The sequence below is a fragment of the Nocardioides perillae genome (genome assembly GCF_013409425.1).
GTDB classification, from domain to species: domain Bacteria; phylum Actinomycetota; class Actinomycetes; order Propionibacteriales; family Nocardioidaceae; genus Nocardioides; species Nocardioides perillae.
The window spans coordinates 1479725-1499046 of record NZ_JACCAC010000001.1 but is presented as its reverse complement, the minus strand read 5'-3'; the positions used below and the strand labels follow the sequence as shown (position 1 = coordinate 1499046).

17 protein-coding genes are annotated in these 19322 nt (G+C 75.7%); 13 read left to right on the top strand and 4 right to left on the bottom strand.

What is annotated here, in order from left to right; translation table 11 throughout:
- The first annotated feature begins 76 nt into the window (after positions 1 to 76).
- The 6 genes from BJ989_RS06955 to BJ989_RS06930 all read left to right on the top strand — a co-directional run bounded on the left by BJ989_RS06955 (position 77) and on the right by BJ989_RS06930 (position 8140).
- Positions 77 to 661, top strand: coding sequence for a YbaK/EbsC family protein (locus tag BJ989_RS06955; protein ID WP_343049156.1), 585 nt, complete (start codon positions 77 to 79; stop codon positions 659 to 661).
- Positions 658 to 1161: a DUF6328 family protein gene (locus BJ989_RS06950; protein ID WP_179517571.1), complete on the top strand. Its 504-nt coding sequence runs from the start codon at positions 658 to 660 to the stop codon at positions 1159 to 1161. Before BJ989_RS06955 ends, BJ989_RS06950 begins: the two co-directional genes overlap by 4 nt.
- Positions 1162 to 1250: 89 nt before the next feature.
- Positions 1251 to 2990, top strand: a complete 1740-nt coding sequence (locus tag BJ989_RS06945) for an ABC transporter transmembrane domain-containing protein (protein WP_343049155.1) — start codon at positions 1251 to 1253, stop codon at positions 2988 to 2990.
- Complete coding sequence (locus tag BJ989_RS06940; RefSeq protein WP_343049154.1) at positions 2987 to 4771, top strand: ABC transporter ATP-binding protein; 1785 nt, start codon at positions 2987 to 2989, stop codon at positions 4769 to 4771. The genes BJ989_RS06945 and BJ989_RS06940 overlap by 4 nt, the downstream gene beginning before the upstream one ends.
- A 68-nt stretch (positions 4772 to 4839) precedes the next feature.
- Complete coding sequence (locus BJ989_RS06935; protein ID WP_179517570.1) at positions 4840 to 7089, top strand: acyltransferase family protein; 2250 nt, start codon at positions 4840 to 4842, stop codon at positions 7087 to 7089.
- A gap of 10 nt (positions 7090 to 7099) precedes the next feature.
- Positions 7100 to 8140, top strand: coding sequence for an LLM class F420-dependent oxidoreductase (locus tag BJ989_RS06930; protein WP_179517569.1), 1041 nt, complete (start codon positions 7100 to 7102; stop codon positions 8138 to 8140).
- A gap of 19 nt (positions 8141 to 8159) precedes the next feature.
- Here BJ989_RS06930 and BJ989_RS06925 read toward each other — a convergent pair whose 3' ends face one another.
- The gene (locus tag BJ989_RS06925) at positions 8160 to 8840 is read right to left on the bottom strand and encodes a sulfotransferase family 2 domain-containing protein (RefSeq protein ID WP_179517568.1); all 681 of its coding nucleotides are present in this window, start codon (positions 8838 to 8840) and stop codon (positions 8160 to 8162) included.
- Positions 8841 to 8901: 61 nt separating this feature from the next.
- Here BJ989_RS06925 and BJ989_RS06920 point away from each other — a divergent pair, with 61 nt between their 5' ends.
- Positions 8902 to 9804 (top strand): alpha/beta hydrolase fold domain-containing protein, encoded by a 903-nt coding sequence (locus BJ989_RS06920; protein WP_218848754.1) that lies wholly within the window; start codon positions 8902 to 8904, stop codon positions 9802 to 9804.
- Positions 9805 to 9819: 15 nt separating this feature from the next.
- Here the strand turns inward: BJ989_RS06920 and BJ989_RS06915 are convergent, their stop codons facing one another.
- Entirely contained in the window at positions 9820 to 10548 is a 729-nt protein-coding gene (locus BJ989_RS06915; protein WP_179517567.1) for a MerR family transcriptional regulator, read from the bottom strand.
- Between the two features lie 111 nt (positions 10549 to 10659).
- Here BJ989_RS06915 and BJ989_RS06910 point away from each other — a divergent pair, with 111 nt between their 5' ends.
- The 3 genes from BJ989_RS06910 to BJ989_RS06900 all read left to right on the top strand — a co-directional run bounded on the left by BJ989_RS06910 (position 10660) and on the right by BJ989_RS06900 (position 15613).
- Positions 10660 to 11802: an acyl-CoA dehydrogenase family protein gene (locus BJ989_RS06910; protein WP_179517566.1), complete on the top strand. Its 1143-nt coding sequence runs from the start codon at positions 10660 to 10662 to the stop codon at positions 11800 to 11802.
- A gap of 113 nt (positions 11803 to 11915) precedes the next feature.
- Positions 11916 to 14462: a bifunctional FO biosynthesis protein CofGH gene (locus BJ989_RS06905; protein WP_343049153.1), complete on the top strand. Its 2547-nt coding sequence runs from the start codon at positions 11916 to 11918 to the stop codon at positions 14460 to 14462.
- A 56-nt stretch (positions 14463 to 14518) separates the two neighbouring features.
- Positions 14519 to 15613 (top strand): FAD-dependent oxidoreductase, encoded by a 1095-nt coding sequence (locus BJ989_RS06900; RefSeq protein ID WP_179517565.1) that lies wholly within the window; start codon positions 14519 to 14521, stop codon positions 15611 to 15613.
- Here the strand turns inward: BJ989_RS06900 and BJ989_RS06895 are convergent.
- Positions 15610 to 15774 (bottom strand): hypothetical protein, encoded by a 165-nt coding sequence (locus tag BJ989_RS06895; protein WP_179517564.1) that lies wholly within the window; start codon positions 15772 to 15774, stop codon positions 15610 to 15612. The two genes, BJ989_RS06900 and BJ989_RS06895, sit on opposite strands and share 4 nt — an antisense overlap.
- A gap of 91 nt (positions 15775 to 15865) precedes the next feature.
- Between BJ989_RS06895 and BJ989_RS06890 the strand changes: the two genes are divergently transcribed.
- From BJ989_RS06890 to BJ989_RS06880, 3 genes are all read left to right on the top strand, one after another.
- Positions 15866 to 16429, top strand: coding sequence for a hypothetical protein (locus BJ989_RS06890; RefSeq protein ID WP_179517563.1), 564 nt, complete (start codon positions 15866 to 15868; stop codon positions 16427 to 16429).
- 134 nt (positions 16430 to 16563) lie between these two features.
- Complete coding sequence (locus tag BJ989_RS06885; RefSeq protein WP_179517562.1) at positions 16564 to 17220, top strand: DUF6226 family protein; 657 nt, start codon at positions 16564 to 16566, stop codon at positions 17218 to 17220.
- A 121-nt stretch (positions 17221 to 17341) separates the two neighbouring features.
- Positions 17342 to 18214, top strand: a complete 873-nt coding sequence (locus BJ989_RS06880) for a formate/nitrite transporter family protein (protein ID WP_179517561.1) — start codon at positions 17342 to 17344, stop codon at positions 18212 to 18214.
- 24 nt (positions 18215 to 18238) lie between these two features.
- Here the strand turns inward: BJ989_RS06880 and BJ989_RS06875 are convergent, their stop codons facing one another.
- Positions 18239 to 19294, bottom strand: a complete 1056-nt coding sequence (locus BJ989_RS06875) for a substrate-binding domain-containing protein (RefSeq protein WP_179517560.1) — start codon at positions 19292 to 19294, stop codon at positions 18239 to 18241.
- Positions 19295 to 19322: the final 28 nt, after the last annotated feature.

Genomic DNA, 19322 nt, shown 5'->3' with positions numbered 1-19322 from the left:
CGCGACGTGAGGGTGGTGTGAGGATCCGGCGCGCGGGCTACCGCGGTGCATGGGCAGCGCTGGGCAGGATGGGGTCGTGACCACCGACGCGCCCGGCGCTCGCAGCACCCCCGGCATCCCCGGCACCCCCACGCTGGGCGCGCTCACCACCGTGCCCGCGCTGACCCGGCCCGACCTGCTCGCCGACCCCGTGCGCCACGCCCTCGCGACCTGGGAGCACGCGGGCGGGGTGGGCGTCGTCGAGATCGACCCGGCGCTGGCCGACACCGCCGCGCTGGCCGCGGCGTACTCCCTCGGGACCGACACCGGCGCCAACTGCGTGCTCGTCGGTGGGCGCCGGGCCGGCGAGGAGCGGGTCGCGGCGTGCCTGGTGCGCGCCGACACCCGCGCCGACGTCAACGGTGCGGTGAAGCGGCTGCTCGACGTGCGGAAGTGCTCCTTCCTGCCGGTGGAGCGGGCGGTCGAGGAGTCCGGCATGGAGCACGGCGGCATCACGCCGCTCGGGCTGCCGGCGGCGTGGCGGCTGCTGGTCGACGCGCGCGTGCTCGACGTGCCCGTGGCGGTGGTCGGCAGCGGCGTGCGCCGCTCCAAGCTGCTGCTCCCCGGCGCGCTGCTCGGGCTCCTGCGCGGCGCCGAGGTGGTCGAGGGGCTGGCGTCGTGAGCGGGGACCGCGAGGACGGCTACGGCGGCGAGGTCCACCCGGACCGCGACGAGACCCCCACCGAGCGCCTCGACCGCCACTGGGGCGAGCTGCTGCAGGAGCTGCGCGTGATGCAGACCGGGACGCAGCTCATCGCCGGCTTCCTGCTGACGCTGCCCTTCGCCGACCGCTTCGAGGAGACGGGCGCCTTCGAGCGCGTGCTCTACCTCGGCCTCGTCGTGCTCGCGGCCGTCACCACCGCCACCATGCTCGCCCCGATCGCGCTGCACCGGCGGCTCTACGGCGGCCACGCCCGCGACCGCCTCGTGCGCACGACCCACTACCTGGTCGCCGCCGCGCTGGGCGGCATCGCGCTGCTCCTCGTCGGCATCGTGGCGCTGGTCTTCTCCTTCGTCGTCAGCACGCAGGCGGCGGTCGTCGCGACCGCCTGCGTCGGCGCGGTGGCGCTGCTCCTCCTGCTCGGCGTGCCGACGGCCGTCGAGCGCGCCGGCCGCGACTGAGCGCTCGGCGCGCCGCGCGACCCGGCACGTGGCGCGGCCCACCCGGAAACGGTTGGCCCCTGCAGCCGGGGAGTCCGTACCGTTCGTCGGTGCGCACCTTCCCCCTCGCCGACCCGGGCACGCCGGACACCCGCTCGCCCGGCCGGTTCCTGTGGTGGATGGCCCGGGGGCAGTGGCACACGCTGCTCGCCGGCATGGGCTTCGGCGTCGTGTGGATGTCGTCGCAGGCCGTGATGCCCGCCGTCATCGGGCGCGCGATCGACCGCGGCGTGGCCGCGCGCGACACCGATGCCCTGCTGCTGTGGGCAGGCGTGCTGCTCGTCGTCGGCCTCGTGCAGGCCGCCAGCGGGGTCATGCGGCACCGCTTCGCGGTGACCAACTGGCTGACCGCGGCCTACCGCACCGTCCAGCTGGTCGGGCGCCACGCGGTGCACCTCGGCGGCACGCTGCCGCGCCGGGTCTCGACCGGCGAGGTGGTCGCGATCGGCACCACCGACCTGTCCCACCTCGGCCAGGTCATGGACGTCACGGCCCGCTTCGCCGGGGCGGTCGTGTCCTTCCTGCTGGTCTCGGTGATCCTGCTGCAGACCTCCGTGCCGCTCGGCCTCGTGGTGCTGCTCGGAGTGCCGCTGCTGATGCTGCTCATCGGCCCGCTGCTGCGCCCGCTCCACGGCCGCGCGGCCCACCAGCGCCACCTGATGGGCGGGCTCGCCAACACCGCCACCGACATCGTGGCCGGCCTGCGCGTGCTGCGCGGGATCGGCGGCGAGGACGTCTTCCTCGGCCGCTACCGCCGCGACTCGCAGGAGACCCGGCGTGCCGGCGTCCAGGTCGCCCGGGTGCAGTCGGTGCTCGAGGCGCTGCAGGTGCTGCTGCCCGGCGTCTTCGTCGTCGTCGTGGTCTGGCTCGGCGCGCGCGCAGCCGTGCGCGGGGACATCAGCGTCGGCGAGCTGGTCGCCTTCTACGGCTACGCCGCGTTCCTGCTGATCCCGCTGCGCACCGCCACCGAGTACGCCGACAAGTTCATCCGCGCGCGCGTCGCGGCGCGGCGGGTGGTCCGGGTCCTCGGCACCCGCCCCGACCTCGCCGACCCGGCGGTGCCGGCGCCCTCTCCCCCGCCCGGCGGCGACCTGGTCGACGCCCGCAGCGGCCTGCGCGTGCCCGGCGGGCGGCTGGTCGCAGTGGTCAGCGAGCGGCCCGACGACTCCGCGCACCTCGCCGACCGGCTCGGGCTCGCGGCGGCCCAGCCGGACGACGACGTGACCCTCGGCGGGGTGCCGCTGTCGGCGCTGCGGGTGGCCGAGGTGCGCGAGCGCGTCGTCGTCTCCGACACCGGCGCCAGCCTCTTCAGCGGCCCGCTGGGCGAGCGCCTCGACGTGCGCGAGCGCGGCGACGAGGCGGCCGTGCGCCGCGCGCTGCGCACGGCGTCCGCCGAGGACGTGCTGGAGGCGCTGCCCGAGGGACTGCGCACCGTGGTCGCGGAGCGCGGCCGGAGCTTCTCCGGCGGCCAGCGCCAGCGCCTCGTGCTCGCCCGCGCCCTCGCCGCCGACCCGGAGGTGCTCGTGCTGGTCGAGCCGACCTCGGCCGTCGACGCCCACACCGAGTCGCGGATCGCGACGCGCCTGGCCGTCCACCGCGCCGGACGCACCACCGTCGTGACCACCACCAGCCCGCTGCTGCTCGACGTCTGCGACGAGGTCGCCTTCCTCGTCGACGGGCGGGTCGTGGCGACGGGCCGTCACGCCGACCTGCTCGCGCAGGACCCGGCGTACCGCCTGGTGGTGGCGCGCGAGACCGGCGACCTCGAGCCGGCTGGGGCCGGCCGGTGAGCGCGACGACCAGCCTGCCGGTGGCGGGCAGCCGGCGGGTGCGCCGCTACGCCGTCGACCTGTGCCGCCGGCACCCGCGGATGCTGCTCGGCGCGCTGCTGCTGCACGGCCTCGCGGCCCTCGCCGGGCTGGCCGCGCCCCGGCTGATCGGCGACCTCGTCGAGGCCGTGGAGCGCGGCTCCTCGGTCGCCGCGGTCGACCGGACGATGGCGCTGCTGGCCGGCTTCGTCGTGCTGCAGGCCGTGCTGACGCGCTACGCGCGCTACCTCAGCCAGGTGCTGGGCGAGGAGGTGCTCGCCGAGCTGCGCGAGGACTTCGTGGCCCACGCCCTCGCGCTGCCGGTCGGCGTGGTGGAGGCGGCGGGCTCGGGCGACCTGCTGACCCGCACCAGCCGCGACGTCGACCAGCTCGCGTGGTCGGTGCGCCGCGCGCTGCCGGAGTGGGTGATCGCGGTCGTCACGGCCGTCCTCACCTTCGCCGCTGCGCTGTCGGTCGGCTGGTGGGTCGCGCTGACGTGCCTGCTCGGCGTGCCGCCGCTGGTGGTCGGGCTGCGGTGGTACCTCGCGCGCGCCAAGGCGGGCTACCTGCGCGAGTCCGCGACGTACTCCCAGATCAACGCCACGCTCACCGAGACCGTCGAGGGTGCCCGCACCGTGGAGGCGCTCGGGCTGGGCCGCGAGCGGGTGCGGGCGGTCGACGTCGAGGTCGCGGACTCCTTCGACGCCGAGCGCTACACGCTGCGGCTGCGCACCGTCTTCTTCCCCAGCATGGAGATCTCCTACCTGCTGCCGACCGTCGCGACGCTGCTCCTCGGCGGCTGGCTGCACGTGCAGGGGCAGGTGTCGCTGGGCGACGTCACCGCGGCGACGCTCTATGTGCAGATGCTCATCGACCCCGTCGACCGGATCGTGTCGATCCTCGACGAGCTGCAGCTCGGCGCGGCGTCGCTGGCACGGCTGCTCGGTGTCGCGGAGGTGCCCGACGACCGCGAGGTGAGCGGCGCCCGGCCCGACGGTGAGCAGCTCGACGCCCGCGACGTGCGCTTCGCCTACGTGGAGGGCCGCGAGGTCCTGCACGGCATGGACCTCGCGGTCGGCGTCGGCGAGCGGATCGCGGTCGTGGGGCCGTCGGGCGCGGGCAAGTCCACCCTCGGGCGGCTGCTGGCCGGCATCCACCCGCCCACCGGCGGCGCGGTGACCGTCGGCGGCGTCGGGCTGACCGAGCTGCCCCTCGACGAGCTGCGCGGCCACGTCGCCCTGGTGACCCAGGAGCACCACGTCTTCGTCGGCACGCTGCGCGACAACCTCGCGCTGGCCGCGCCGCCCGGCTCCGACGACGCGGCGGTGCGCGCCGCGCTCGAGGCCGTCGACGCGCTGGAGTGGGTCGACGCGCTGCCCGAGGGCCTCGACACCGTGGTCGGCTCCGGCGGGCGGGCGCTGACGCCGCCGCAGGCCCAGCAGGTCGCGCTCGCGCGGCTCGTGCTCGCCGACCCCCACACGCTCGTGCTCGACGAGGCGACCGCGCTGATCGACCCCCGCGCCGCGCGCCACCTCGAGCGGTCGCTCGCGGCCGTGCTCGAGGGCCGCACCGTGGTCGCGATCGCCCACCGGCTCTTCTCCGCCCACGACGCCGACCGGGTCGCCGTCGTCGAGGACGGCCGCATCCGCGAGCTCGGCACCCACGACGAGCTGGTCGCCGCCGGCGGGTCCTACGCCGCGCTCTGGGACTCCTGGCACGGCACCGCCGCGGGTCCCCGCGGAGGCGAGGACCCCGCCACCTGAGGTTGCTACGGTCGTCGGGTGGTCGCGCCCCTGCGTGACCGCTGCCAGGTGAGCCCCGGGAGCCGCACGTGACCGACCGCAGCGCCGACGCGCCGCCCCGGGTCGACCCCCCGCGGCGCGCGCACCGGCTGCGCGAGGACGTCCAGGGCCTCCGGGCGGTGGCGGTGCTCACCGTCATCGCGGCGCACGCCGACTTCGCGCCGGTCGAGGGCGGCTTCGTGGGCGTCGACGTCTTCTTCGTGATCTCGGGCTTCCTCATCTCCCAGCTGCTGTTCCGCGAGGTCGCCCGCACGGGCCGGGTCTCGCTCGGCGGCTTCTACGCTCGCCGCGCCCGGCGGATCCTGCCCGCGGCGACCGTCGTCACCGTCGCGACGGTCGTCGCCTCGCTGCTGTGGACCAGCCTGGTCGAGGCGCGCGACGTGCTGACCGACGCGGTCTGGGCGTCGCTCTTCGCGGCCAACGTGCGCTTCGCCTCCTCCGGCGTCGACTACTTCGCGCAGGACCAGGGCCCCTCGCCGCTGCAGCACTACTGGTCGCTCGCGGTGGAGGAGCAGTTCTACCTCGTCTGGCCGCTCGTGCTGCTCGGCTGCCTGGCGTGGGCGGCGCGGCGCTCCGGCCGGGCGCGGCCCGCACGCAGCGGCCGTCGCCGCGCCGAGCGCGACGCGCTGCCGCGCACCACCGTCGTCCTCGCGCTGGGCCTGCTCACCGCGACCAGCCTGGCGTGGTCGGTGTGGACGACCGCGGCGTCGCCGGAGACGGCGTACTTCTCCACCCTCGCGCGGGCCTGGGAGCTCGGCGTCGGCGCGCTCGCCGCCCTCGTCGGCCCGGCGCTCGTGCGCTCCCTGGCGCCGCGGGGCCGCGCGGTGCTGGCCACGGGCGGCCTGGTCGCCATCGTCGCTGCCTGCCTGCTCTACACCGAGGCCACGCCCTTCCCCGGGTACGCCGCGCTGCTGCCGGTGCTCGGCTCCGCCGCGGTGCTGCTCGCCGGGCTCGAGCTGCGCCCCGAGCAGCCGGTGCCCGCGGCGACCCGGTGGCTCGGGGCCGCGCCGATGCGGCTCGTCGGTGACTGGTCCTACTCGCTCTACCTGTGGCACTGGCCGGTGCTGGTGGTGCTCGAGGCGCGGCTGGGCCGCGAGCCGGGGCTGGTGGCCACCGCCCTCGCGCTCGTGGCGACCTTCGCGCTGGCCGGGCTGACCTACCGCTTCGTCGAGACCCCCTTCCGCTCGACCCGCACCTTCACGGTGCCGCGCGGGCTCGTGCTCTACCCCGCCTCGCTGGTGCTCGTGCTCGTGACCGCTGCGGGCGGCACCTGGTGGACCCGCTGGGCGGGCGGTGAGCTCGGCGACGACCCGGCGATCACGCTGAGCGACTTCGGCGTCGACGACCCGGCGGCGGTCGACCTCGCCGCGGACCCGGCGGTGGCGCTGGTGCAGGCCTCGGTGCTCGCGGCCCGCAGCGGGATGGCGGTGCCGAGCGACCTCTCGCCCGACCTGCTCGAGCTGCGCGACGACGTCGCCCCGGTCACCTGCGACTACGCCGACGACTCCCTGCGCGAGCTGTGCCCCGGCGGCGACACCGACGCCGAGCGCAGCATCGTGCTGCTCGGGGACTCCCACGCCCGCGCGTGGGTGCCGGCCTTCGAGCGCATCGCGGAGGAGGCGGGCTACCGCACCTACCACCTCGTCAAGGTGCAGTGCACCGCCGCCGACGTCACCGTCGCGGCCCTCGGCACCCGCGACCCGTGGCCGGAGTGCTCCGACTTCCGCGACTGGGCGACCGACCAGGTCGCCGAGGTCGAGCCGGACCTGGTCGTGGTGTCGACCTCCCCGCCGGTCAACGGCGTCTACGACGACGCGGGCCGCCACCTCACGGGTCGCGACGAGGTCGGCGCCGAGATGCGGGCCGGCTACGAGCGGCTCTTCGCCGCGCTGGCGCCGCACGCCGACCGACTGGTCCTGCTCGAGGACGTCCCCCGCGCCCCGGAGGACCCCGCGACCTGCATGACCGAGGGCGACCCGTCGCTGGCGGAGTGCATGTTCGAGCCCGCCGAGCGGGCCTCGTGGTTCGCCGACCTGTCCGTCGAGGTCGCGCGCGAGGCCGACGTCGAGGTCGTCGAGACCGACCGGTGGTTCTGCTGGGACGGCTCCTGCCCGGTCGTCGTGGGCTCGACGCTGACCTACCGCGACCCCGGCCACATCACCTCGACCTACGCCGCGGAGCTCGCCGGGCCGTTGGGTGACGCCCTCGGGCTCACCGGCCCCGGGACCGGTCCGCTGGACGCCGCGGCAGGTGCCGGAGGGTCTGGACAGCGCCCCTAGGGTGAGCGGCGTGAAGATCGCGCTGCCGCTGATGTACGACGGGAACCCCCGCGCCGCCGCTGATCAGGTGGTCGCGCTCGAGCAGGCCGGACTCGACCGCGTGTGGGTCGCGGAGGCCTACGGCTTCGACTCGCCCACGCTCATGGGCTACCTCGCTGCGAAGACCGAGACGGTCGAGATCGGCTCGGCGATCCTCAACGTCTACTCCCGCACCCCCGGTGCGCTGCTGCAGACCGCCGCGGGCCTCGACAACGTCTCCGGCGGCCGCGCGATCCTGGGCCTCGGCGCGTCGGGGCCGCAGGTGGTCGAGGGGTTCCACGGCGTGCCCTACGAGAAGCCGCTCGCGCGCACCCGCGAGGTCGTCGACCTGGTCCGGCGCGGGCTCAAGCGCGAGCCGCTCACCGCCGACGGGCTGTTCCACCTGCCGCTGACCCGCGAGCACGGCGGGGTCACCGGCCTCGGCAAGCCGCTGAAGATCCTCACCCACCCCGAGCGCGACACGGTCCCGATCCACATCGCCGCGCTGGGCCCGAAGAACGTCGAGCACACCGCGGAGTACGCCGACGGCTGGATCCCCCACCTCTACCACCCCGAGAAGGCCCACCTGGTCTGGGGCGAGGCGCTCGCCGCCGGCACCGCGAAGCGGCAGGCGGGCCTGGGCCCGCTCGAGGTCGCCGCCGGCGGCATGGTCGCGATCGGCGAGGGCCCCGACACCAAGGCGCTGCTCGACTTCGCCCGGCCGCTCTTCGCCCTCTACGTCGGCGGCATGGGCGCGAAGGGGAAGAACTTCTACAACGACGTCGCCCGCGCCTACGGCTACGAGGCGGAGGCCGAGCAGATCCAGGAGCTCTACCTCTCGGGCAAGAAGAAGGAGGCGGAGGCACTCGTGCCCACCGAGTGGCTGGAGGCGGCCAACCTCGTCGGCCCCGCGTCGTACGTGCGCGAGCGCATCGAGGCCTTCCGCGAGTCGGGTGTCACCTGCCTCAACGTCGTCCCGGCCTCCGACGACCCCGCCGGCACGATCCGGCAGCTGAAGGAGTGGGTGTCCTGACCGCGGGGCCGCCGGTCGGCTAGTCGCCGAAGCGGTAGCCGAAGCGCTCGACGTCGGGGGCGAAGAGGTCGGCGACGACCTGGCGGGTGCGGTCGTCGTAGTAGTCGGTGTAGTGCCCGTGACCCGACGAGTTGCGGCGCCCGGGCGGCGGCGGCTCGACGCCGAGCCGCTCGCAGACCGCCGCGAAGTCGGTGTCGAGGCGCTCCGTGCGACCGACGAAGTCGGCCTCGCGCCCGGGCGCGGACAGCATCGCGACCTGCGGGGTGCGCAGCCGCGGCCACTCGGCCGGCCCCTCGAGCACGAACCGCTCGAAGGAGCCGTAGCCCGCGACGGCCTGCCAGAACTTGTTGCGCTGGTGGGTCAGGCCCCGCATCGGGTCCTGCGCGGCGTCGTCGGCCACGACGCCGGCCGCGGCGCGCGCCTGCTGCCGCGCGACGATCGGGGCGCCGGCACCGTTGCGGTGCCAGTGGTCGACCATCGACCACCACGACACCAGCCGTGCCCACGGGTTGCGGACGAAGCCGAAGACGTAGAAGTCGGCGATCTCGGGGCGTCGCTGCAGCGCCTTCGTGAGCGGCGCGTGGCGCTCGCGGAGCACCTCGGCGTCGGGCAGCTGGCTGCGCAGGTGGCGCTCGACGGTCACGCCGCCGGTCTTCTGCACGTGCACGAAGACCGCGCGCGCCTCCGCCGAGATCAGCACGGCCCCACCTCGCCTGGCATGGCGCCCACCCTACTGACGCCGCGCCGCCTAGCCTCCCCACGTGTCCTGGCAGATGACGGCGGTCGGCGCGCTCATGCGCGCCACGCGCAAGCGACGGTTCACCGACCCCGCGGGCGGCGCGGCGATGCTCGCGCGCCCGAAGGGCGACCCGAGCCCACCGTGGGCGATCACGCGGGCGCTGACGGTGCGCAGCCGCGAGGTGGGTGGCTTCCCGGTCGTCTCGCTCGCGCCCCCCGGCACGCCGGGGACGGGCCCGGTCGTGGTGCACCTGCACGGCGGCGCCTACGTCAACGAGGTCGTGCGCCAGCACTGGGAGCTCGCGCAGGCGTACGTCGAGGGGCTGGGCTGCGAGGTCCTCGTGCCGCTCTACGGCCTCGCGCCCGACCACCACGCCGAGCAGGCGCTGGCGCTGGTGGCCGCGCTGCTGGAGGAGCTCGCGGCGGCCGGCCGCCCGGCGTACGTCTCGGGGGACTCCGCCGGCGGCGGCCTCGCGCTGCTCGCGGCGCAGCACTCCTCCCCCGCCGCTCGCGGCACGCTGCGCGGGCTCGGCCTGCTCGCCCCGTGGGTCGACCTGGCCATGGCCAACCCCGAGATCGAGGCCGTCGAGCGGCGCGACCCGTGGCTGGCCCGCGCCGCGCTGCACGAGGTCGCCCGCGTGTGGGCCGCCCCGTGGGACGTCGCCGACCCCCGCGTCAGCCCGCTGCACGGCGACCTCGCCGGCCTGCCGCCGGTCGACCTGTGGGTCGGCGACCGCGACGTGTGCCTGCCCGACAGCCGGCTGCTCCGCGACCGGCTCGTGGCAGCCGGCGTCGAGGTGCAGTACGTCGAGCAGCCCGGTGCGCTGCACGTCTACCCGATCCTGCCCGTGCCCGAGGGCCGCGCCGCCCGCCGCGACCTGGTCGCGCGCGCCGGCGAGCGGCTGGGGCTGCCCGCCCTCGCCTGACCGGCTCGTAGCCGCCTACCGGCGGGTGAGGGCGCGGGCGATGACGTCGTTGGCGGCGCGCTGGAAGCCGCTGACGACGGCCTCGAGGGTGAGCTGGCGCAGCCGGGCGTAGGTGCGCTCGAAGCGTGCGGACTCCTCCGGGCTGTGCTCGCCGCTGCGGAAGGGCACGACGAGGTCGGTGTGGAGGATCGTCGTGAGCTCCTCGGCCAGCGACTCCATGTGGCGCGTGATGGCCTTGGTCGCCGACTCCAGCGCGGTGACGGGGAGGTCGAGCTCGAGCAGTCCGACGCCGACCGCGAGGTGCGGCATGGCGACCCACCGGCGACCCGCCCGCTCGACCGCGCCCATGCGCAGCAGCACGTCGAGGTCGTCGTCGGTGAGCCGGCGCCCGGCCCGCTCCTCGAGCTGGGCGCGGCTGAGCTGCTGCGGCGGCTCGGTGGTCCAGGAGGTGAGCATCGCGCGCTGCAGCGCGAGGTCCTCGACCCCGGCGTCGAGCGGCACGGAGGAGAGGTAGCGCTCGACGGCCTGCAGCGTGAAGCCGTGGTCCTGCAGGGCACGCACCATCTCGAGGCGCGCCCGGTGGCGCTCGTCGTAGACCGCGACCCGCCCGCGGCGCTGCGGTGGCGGGAGCAGGCCGAGGCTGGCGTAGTAGCGGGTCGTCCGGACGGTCAACCCGACGGCCGCGGCGAGCTCGTCCACGGTCAGCAGTGCCTGACCGGGCTCCTCGCCCTCGCTGTCCACCATGACTGTGACAGTAGGGCTGTGATCGACGCTTGTCGAAGGGGCGCGCGACCGTCATGATGACAGTGACGGTGTCACGGTCGTGGCGCCCCGCCCCACCAGTCGAGGAGAGACATGACCAGCGCGCTCTACGAGCAGGAGCACGAGGACTTCCGCGCCACCGTGCGCAGCTTCCTGGAGAAGGAGGTCGTGCCCTTCCACGAGCAGTGGGAGAAGGACGGCAAGGTCGACCGCGAGGTCTGGCGCAAGGCCGGCGAGACCGGGCTGCTGTGCTTCGACGTCGACGAGCAGTACGGCGGGATGGGCATCGAGGACTTCCGCTACAACTTCGTGGTCAGCGAGGAGATCTCCAAGGTCGGCGCGAGCGGCCTCGGCTTCCCGCTGCACACCGACATCGTCGTGCCCTACATCTCCAGCCTCGGCACCGACGAGCAGAAGCAGCGCTGGCTGCCGGGCCTGGTCAGCGGCGAGCTGATCTCGGCCATCGCGATGACCGAGCCCGGCGCGGGCTCCGACCTGCAGGGCATGCGCACCACCGCGGTCGACAAGGGCGACCACTGGGTGCTGAACGGGTCGAAGACCTTCATCTCCAACGGCATCATGAGCGACCTGGTCATCGTGTGCGCCAAGACCGACCCCGACGCCGGCGCCATGGGCATCAGCCTGCTGGTCGTCGAGACCGGCATGGAGGGCTTCCAGCGCGGCCGCAACCTCGAGAAGGTCGGCCTGAAGGCGCAGGACACCGCCGAGCTGTTCTTCGACAACGTGCTCGTGCCGAAGGAGAACCTGCTCGGCACCGAGGGCCACGGCTTCATCCACCTGATGGAGAACCTCCCCCAGGAGCGCCTGTCGATCGCGATGATCGCGGTCGCGGCCATCGAGGCGGTGCTCGAGATGTCGCTGACCTACGCGCGCGAGCGCGAGGCCTTCGGCAAGCCGATCGGCAAGTTCCAGCACAACCGCTTCGTGCTCGCCGAGATGGCCACCGAGGCCCACGTCGCCCGCGTCTTCGTCGACGACTGCGTGCGCCGCCACAACGCCGGCGAGCTCGACGCCAAGCTGGCCTCGATGGCGAAGTACTGGACGACCGAGCTGCAGACCAAGATCGTCGACCAGGCCGTGCAGCTGCACGGTGGCTACGGCTACATGATGGAGTACCCCGTCGCCAAGGCCTTCGTCGACAGCCGCATCCAGCGCATCTACGGCGGCACGACCGAGATCATGAAGGAGATCATCGGTCGCTCGCTCGGCATCTGAGCTCGGCGCACCACGCGCGACCCACGTCCGTCGAGCGGGCCGCCTCCGGTGGGAGGCGGCCCGCTTGCGACACTGGGGCGGTGGGGAGCCCGGGGAGCGCAGCGGACGACCAGGTGACGCCCGCGCAGGTACGCCGGGCGGTCGCGCGCGCCGAGCGCGGCGCCGCCCTGGACCTCGCCGAGGCCACCGCCCTGCTCGCCGCCCGCGGCGAGGAGCTCGACCGGCTCTGCGCCGCCGCGGCCCGGGTGCGCGACGCCGGCCTGGAGGCCGCCGGCCGACCGGGTGTCGTGACGTACTCCCCCAAGGTCTTCGTGCCGGTGACGCGGCTGTGCCGCGACCGGTGCCACTACTGCACCTTCGTGGAGTCCCCCGCCGCGGGCGCGCGGGCCGGCCGGGCGGCGTACCTCTCCCCCGACGAGGTGCTCGAGATCTGCCGCCAGGGCGCGGCAGCCGGGTGCCTCGAGGCGCTCCTCACCCTCGGCGACCGCCCCGAGGACCGCTGGCCCGAGGCGCGGGAGTGGCTCGACGAGCAGGGCTACGACTCCACGCTGGCCTACGTCCGCGCGCTGGCGGTCACGGTGCTGGAGGAGACCGGCCTGCTGCCGCACCTCAACCCCGGCGTCATGTCGTGGGAGGAGATGACGCGGCTCAAGCCGGTCTCGCCGTCGATGGGGATGATGCTGGAGACCACCTCGCGACGGCTCTTCGAGACCCGGGGCCTGGCCCACTTCGGCTCGCCCGACAAGGACCCGGCCCTGCGGCTGCGGGTGCTGGAGGACGCCGGGCGGCTCGCGGTGCCCTTCACCTCCGGGCTGCTGGTCGGCATCGGCGAGACGTTGACCGAGCGGGCCGAGACGGTCTTCGCGCTGCGGCAGGTGCACCGCGCCTACGGCGCGCTGCAGGAGGTCATCGTCCAGAACTTCCGGGCCAAGCCCGACACGGCGATGCGGCACAGCGACGACCTCGGCCTGGACGACTACCGAGCCGCGATCGCGGTGACGCGCGTGGTGCTGGGACCCAAGGCCCGGGTGCAGGCCCCGCCGAACCTCGTGGACCACTCCGAGGGCTCGGCGGAGTGCCGCGCCCTGCTCGGTGCCGGCGTCGACGACTGGGGCGGGGTGTCGCCGCTGACCCCCGACCACGTCAACCCGGAGCGGCCGTGGCCCTCCCTCGAGCGGCTGCGCGCCGTCAGCGCCGAGTGCGGGCTGGAGCTGCGCCCGCGGCTCACGGTGCACCCCGAGCACGTGCGCGGAGCGCTGCGCGGCGAGCCGTGGATCGACCCGCGCGTGCTGGGCCACGTCGCCGCCCTCGCCGGCCGCGACGGGCTCGCGCTGCCGGGGGTGCGGCCGGAGGGCAGGCCGTGGCAGGAGCCCGAGAGCACCCTGTCGCGCGGCGGCGCAGGCACCGGCCGCACCGACCTGCACGCCGCCGTCGACACCGAGGGCCGCAGCGCCGACCGGCGCTCCGACTTCGACGACGTCTACGGCGACTGGGGTGCGGTCGGCGAAGCTGCGCAGCTGACCTCGACGCCCGCGATCCTGCACGCCGAGGGCCGCGAGGCCCTGCGCGCGGCCGAGGCCGACCCCGCTGCGCTGGGCGACGAGCACGCGCTGACGCTGATGACCGCGGAGGGACCGCTGCTCGAGCAGGTCTGCCGCCTCGCCGACGATCTGCGCCGCGAGGTCGTCGGCGACGAGGTCACCTACGTCGTCAACCGCAACGTCAACTTCACCAACGTCTGCTACGTCGGCTGCCGCTTCTGCGCCTTCGCCCAGCGGCGCACCGACGCCGACGCCTTCTCGCTGTCGCTGGAGCAGGTCGCCGACCGCGCCCAGGAGGCCTGGGACCTCGGCGCGAGCGAGGTGTGCATGCAGGGCGGCATCGACCCCGAGCTGCCCGCCACCGCCTACGTCGACCTGGTCCGCGCGGTGAAGGAGCGCGTGCCGGGCATGCACGTGCACGCCTTCTCCCCGATGGAGGTCGTCTCCGGCGCGGCGCGCACCGGGCAGTCGATCGAGGACTTCCTGGTCTCGCTGCGCGAGGCCGGGCTGGGCTCGATCCCCGGCACGGCCGCCGAGATCCTCGACGACGAGGTCCGCTGGGTGCTGACCAAGGGCAAGCTGCCCACCGCCACCTGGGTCGAGGTCGTCTCGACCGCCCACCGCGTGGGGCTGCGGTCGAGCTCGACGATGATGTACGGCCACGTCGACCACCCCCGCCACTGGGTCGCCCACCTCCGGCTGCTCGCGGGGATCCAGGACGAGACGGGCGGCTTCACCGAGTTCGTGCCGCTGCCCTTCGTGCACACCTCCGCCCCGATCTACCTCGCCGGCGTCGCGCGTGCCGGCTCGACCCACCGCGACGACCTCGCGGTGCACGCGATGGCCCGGATCCTGCTGCACGGCCGCGTCGACCACGTGCAGACCTCCTGGGTCAAGCTCGGCGTCGAGGGCACCCGCGCGATGCTGCAGGCAGGCGCCGACGACCTCGGCGGCACGCTCATGGAGGAGACCATCTCGCGCATGGCCGGCTCCGAGCACGGCTCGGCCAAGACCGTCGCGGAGCTCACCGAGATCGGCGCCGGCATCGGCCGGCCCCTGCGCGAGCGCACCACGACCTACGCCGTGCCCTCCGCGCGCCCCGCCGCCCGCCCCGCCTGAGGGGGCGGTCCCGGCGCCCACCGCGCGGGTAGGCAGGGAGGGTGGCAGACGCAGAGGTGGCAGACGCAGAGGTGGCCGTCGTCGGGGCCGGCATCGTGGGGCTCTCGACCGCCTACGCGCTGCTCGAGCGGGGCACGTCGGTGCGGGTGCTCGAGCACGGCGCTCCCGGGCACGGGCAGTCGGGCGGGGAGTCGCGGATCTTCCGCCACGCCCACGACGACCCGCGCCTGGTGCGCGACACCGTCGCCAGCCGCGCGGTCTTCGACGAGTGGTCGGCCCAGCTGGGGGTCGAGCTGGTCTCCGACGACGGTGCGCTGCTGATCGGCCCCGGGGTCGAGCAGAAGGTGCCGCTCCTCGAGCAGGAGGGGGTGCCGGTGACCCGGCTCGACGCGGCGGGGGTGGCCGCGCGGCTGCCGATCCTCGCGGCGTACGACGGGCCCGCCGCGGTCGACGAGCGCGGCGGGTCGATCCGCACCACCGCGATGGTGCGGGCGCTGGTCGAGGCGCTCGGTGACCGGCTGGTGGCCGACGAGGTGCTCTCGGTGCGGCCGGTCGACGGCGAGGTCGAGGTGCGCGCCGGGGGCAGCACCACCCGGCACTCCCGCGTCGTGGTCTGCGCAGGGCGCGGCACCGCGGCGCTCGCGCGCGCCGCCGGGCTGTCGCTGCCGGTGCGGCACGGCGCACACGTGCGGCTGACCTTCGCCGTGCGCGGCGAGCCGCGTGCGCGCCTCGCGACCCTGCAGGACTCCGGCGAGACCTTCGGCGAGCCCGGCGTCTACGCCGCCGCTCCCCCGGGCGGCACGACGTACGCCCTCGGGCTGAGCCAGGACACGCTCGCCCGTGAGGACGGCAGCCTGCCCGACGCCGACGACCTCGCGTCGCTGGCGGCCCGGGCGTCGGCCTACGTGCGGCGCGCCCTGCCCGGGCTCGACCCCGACCCCGTCGACGTGCGCCACTGCTGGGTGACCCGGCTGCCGTGGAGCGAGGACGGTCTCGCGGTGTGGGAGCGCGACGGGGTGCTCTTCCCCGTCGGGCACAACCTCTTCAAGCAGGCCCCCGGCCTGGGGCGGAAGCTGGCCGCGACCGCCTCGGGCGAGCCGCTGCCCGCGCTGCTGCGCCCCGAGGCGCAGCTGGGCGCGGCACCGGGCTAGGGGGTCGGGGCGTCCGGCCCGTCGCCGTGCGTGGCGCAGTCGGGGTTGGTGCAGTGGCGCTCGTCGACGGTGTCGTCGGCCTCGGTGCGCGTGGGCTCGCGCCGCGGCCGCGGCTGCACCTCGGCGCCGCAGACCCGGCACGGCTGGTGGTCCTGGTACATGCCGTGCAACCTCTCACGGTCGGGGTGCGTCCTGGTGTCGTGACCCGCCGGAGAGCCGGCGGGCGCACCTCACAGAGACAGAGTCAGCCCCATGCGCACCCTCCCCGGCCGGACCGGCCGCACCACCACCCTGTCGGCCCTCGCGAGCGCCACCGCGGTCGCGGCCGTGGTCGCCCTGGCCTCGCCGGCCGACGCCGCCGCGATCGGCGTCCGCGACGCCGACGACACCCGTCACGGCTCCGACCTCCGCTCGGTCGTCGTCCGCCACACCGACCGCGCCGTCGTGGTCACCACCACCCACGACGACCTGCGCCGCGACCCCGCGTCGGGCTCGGGCGGTGCGGTCTACCTCGACACCGACCCGGCCGACCGCGGCCCCGAGTTCGTCTTCGTCGGCGGCTACTTCGTCGGCACCGACTACCAGCTCGTCCGCACCGAGGGCTTCGGCCCCGACCAGTGGGGCGAGCCGGTCGACGGGTCCTACGAGATGACGGTCGACTACGCGACGGACCAGGTGCGCATGCGGATGTCGCGCGCCGCCCTGAGCCGCCCCGACGAGGTCCGGGTCGCCGTGCGCGTCTCGGGGCCGTCGGAGTCCACGGTCGACTGGCTGCGCCAGCCGCGCTCCTCCACCCCCTGGGTCGCCCGCGGCTGAGCGCGCCTGCGCACGACAGCGGAAGGTCCTGGGCACCTGGTGCCCGGGATCTTCCGCTGTCTGCGGCCGGTCGCTGCCCGGCCCCGCCCGGAACCCGGTGGCACGGAGCCGGTCACCTCGACGACCATCGCGGGGTGGACGACGACCGCGACCGTGCCTGGGCGGTCGACCTGCTCGCCGAGGTCGACCGGACCTTCGCGCGGACCGGCGCGGCCACGCCGGGGTGGCCCGACCCGTGGCCGGAGCGCGACGCGCCGCAGGCGGCGTACTCGCGCGTCACCGACCCCGGACGCCACCGCATCCTCGACGCGCGGCTCGCCGCGTGGGAGGAGGTGCTGGTCGACCGCGGGCTGGCGCGGGTCGAGCGGCCGGAGGCGCTCACCTGGGTCCCCAGCCCCCGTCTCCCCCAGCTCGGCGGGCAGCCGACGCTCCTCGTGCCCACCGCGCCGGGGGCGCTGACCTTCGTCGCGGTCTCGGCGGCCGCGGGCGACCTGCCTGTGCTCGAGGTCGGCGCGCGCGCCCCGGACACGGGCGCGGCACTCCTCGACGTGCACCCCGCCTGCGGCTGCGACGCCTGCGACTCCGGCTCCGCCGACCTGCTGCAGGTGCTCGACGCGTCGGTGCTCACCGTCGTGCGCGGCGGGGTCGTGCTCGTCCGGGCGGGTCGCCGCGAGGTGGCCCGCACCTGGGACGGCTGGGCGGCGAGCGGCGTGGCCGACCCGGCCTGGCTGGGGGACCCGACCGCCGCGCCGGAGGGTGCGCTCGTGGTGCGCGGCGCGCCCTGGCTCTGACCTGCTGGGCTCGGGTTCCGGGCTCGGATCCCGGAGAGGGGTGGGGGTGGTCCGGCCCGCCCTGGGTACGCACCGAGGTGGGCCGCGGCCGCGCGGCCCCCGAGGCCACGGGGAGGTCGAGGTGTCCGCTCGCGAACCGCAGGAGGTCGCCCGCGTCGCGGTCGCGACCGGGGCGAAGAAGGTGCACCGCAGCTGGGACCGGGTGCTCGTCAGCGCCTTCCTCGCCGGGGCCTACATCGCCTTCGGCGGCCTGGTGGCGATCACCGTCTCCGCGGGGCTCGACACCGCGACCTGGGGCACGCTGCCGACGCTCTTCACCGGCATCGCCTTCACCCTCGGCCTCGTGCTGGTGCTGGTCGCCGGCTCCGACCTCGCCACCGGCAACATGCTGCTGGTGCCGCTCGGCGCGATGCGCGGCCGGCTCGGGATCGGCGAGGTGGCCGCCAACCTCTCGCTCGTGCTGCTCGGCAACCTCGTCGGCGCCCTCGTCGTGGCGTTCTTCCTCGCCGTGCAGACCGGGGTGGTCGGCGACGTCGGCGCCGACCCCTCGACGGCGGCCGGGATGACCCACGACCGGCTGGAGTCGATCGCGCTGGGCAAGGCCACCGAGCACACCGCCTTGGAGACGTTCCTGCGCGGGGTGGGGTGCAACTGGCTGGTCTGCCTGGCGGTCTGGATGTCGCTGGCGGCGCCGACCGTCTCGGGCAAGGTGCTGGCGGTCTTCTTCCCGATCTCCGCCTTCGTCGCGATGGGCTTCGACCACGTCGTGGCCAACATGTTCTTCCTGCCCGCCGCGGTCTTCGCCGGCGTCGACCTCGGGTGGGGCGACATCCTGCTGAACTGGCTGGTCGCCGGTGCGGGCAACCTCGTGGGCGCGGTCGTCTTCGTCGCGACGTCCTACTGGTACCTCTTCCTCAAGGACGCACCGGACGACCAGGCCACCCCCGCCGGTGACCCCGCCGCCGAGCACGCCGAGCCCGCCGAGCGCGGTTGACGGCTCGCCCCCGGCGGGTGGGGCTCAGACCAGGCCCGCGCGCTCGCACGCGGCGCGGGTGTCCGCGTCGCAGACCTCCTCGACCGAGACGACCCCGCGGCGCACGAGCAGCCGCGCGACCTCGTCGAGGGTGACCGGCCGCGGCGCGACCACGTCGGTCGGCACGCCCGCCACGACCTCGGTGCCGGGGCGCGGTCGTGGCTCGAGGCCCGCAGCGAGCGCGCCCGCGACCGCAGCGGCGCGCGAGCCCAGGGCCCGGTCGTCGCTCCAGACGGTGGCGGCCTGCGCGCCGGTGACCAGACGGCGTACGGCGTCGAGGTCGGCGCCGGCGCCCACCACCGGCACCCGTCGCGCACCGAGTGCCTCGCGCGCCCCGCCGGCCTGCACGTCGCTGGCCGCGACCACCGCGTCGACCGCACCCGCACCACCGGCAGCCCGCACCGCCTCGGCCGCCGCGGCGGCCCCCTGGTCGGTGAGCCCGGCGGCGTCGACCGGCCGCACCCCGGCACGGCGCAGCGCCTGGCGCAGCGCCGACCGGCGCGCCTGCTCGGCCCCCGAGTCGGCGCCGTCGAGGAGGAGCACCCGTGCGCGCCGCGCGTCACGCGCGCCGCCCAGCGCGGCGACCACGGCCGCGGCCTGCTGGCGCCCGACGGCGGCGCCGTCGGTGGTCACGACGTGGGCGGCGCCGGGCAGGGCGCCGTCGAGGGCCACGACCGGCACCTCGTCGGCGCTCGCCACGAGCTCGGCGCCGGCCGTCGCCGACGTCGGGGCGAGCACCACCGCGTCGGCGCCGTCCTCGACCGCCTCGGCCAGCTGGTCGGCCTGCACCGCGGCGTCGCCGTCGGCGACGTGGGTGACCAGGCGGCACTCCGGGCAGGCCCGCGAGAGCTGTGCCTCGAAGGCCGGCACGGTCCGCGCCTGCCAGTGGGGCCGGGCGTCGTCGGCGAGCAGCAGCGCCACCGTCGGGGTGTCGTCCCCGGGCTCACCTCCGCCGCCGGTGCAGGCCGCGAGGGGTCCCGCGAGCAGCGCGGCGCCCAGCGCGGCAGCGCGGCGGGCGGGCGGAGCGGCGGGTCGGGGCACGGCCCCGATCCTCCCACGCACCCCGGGG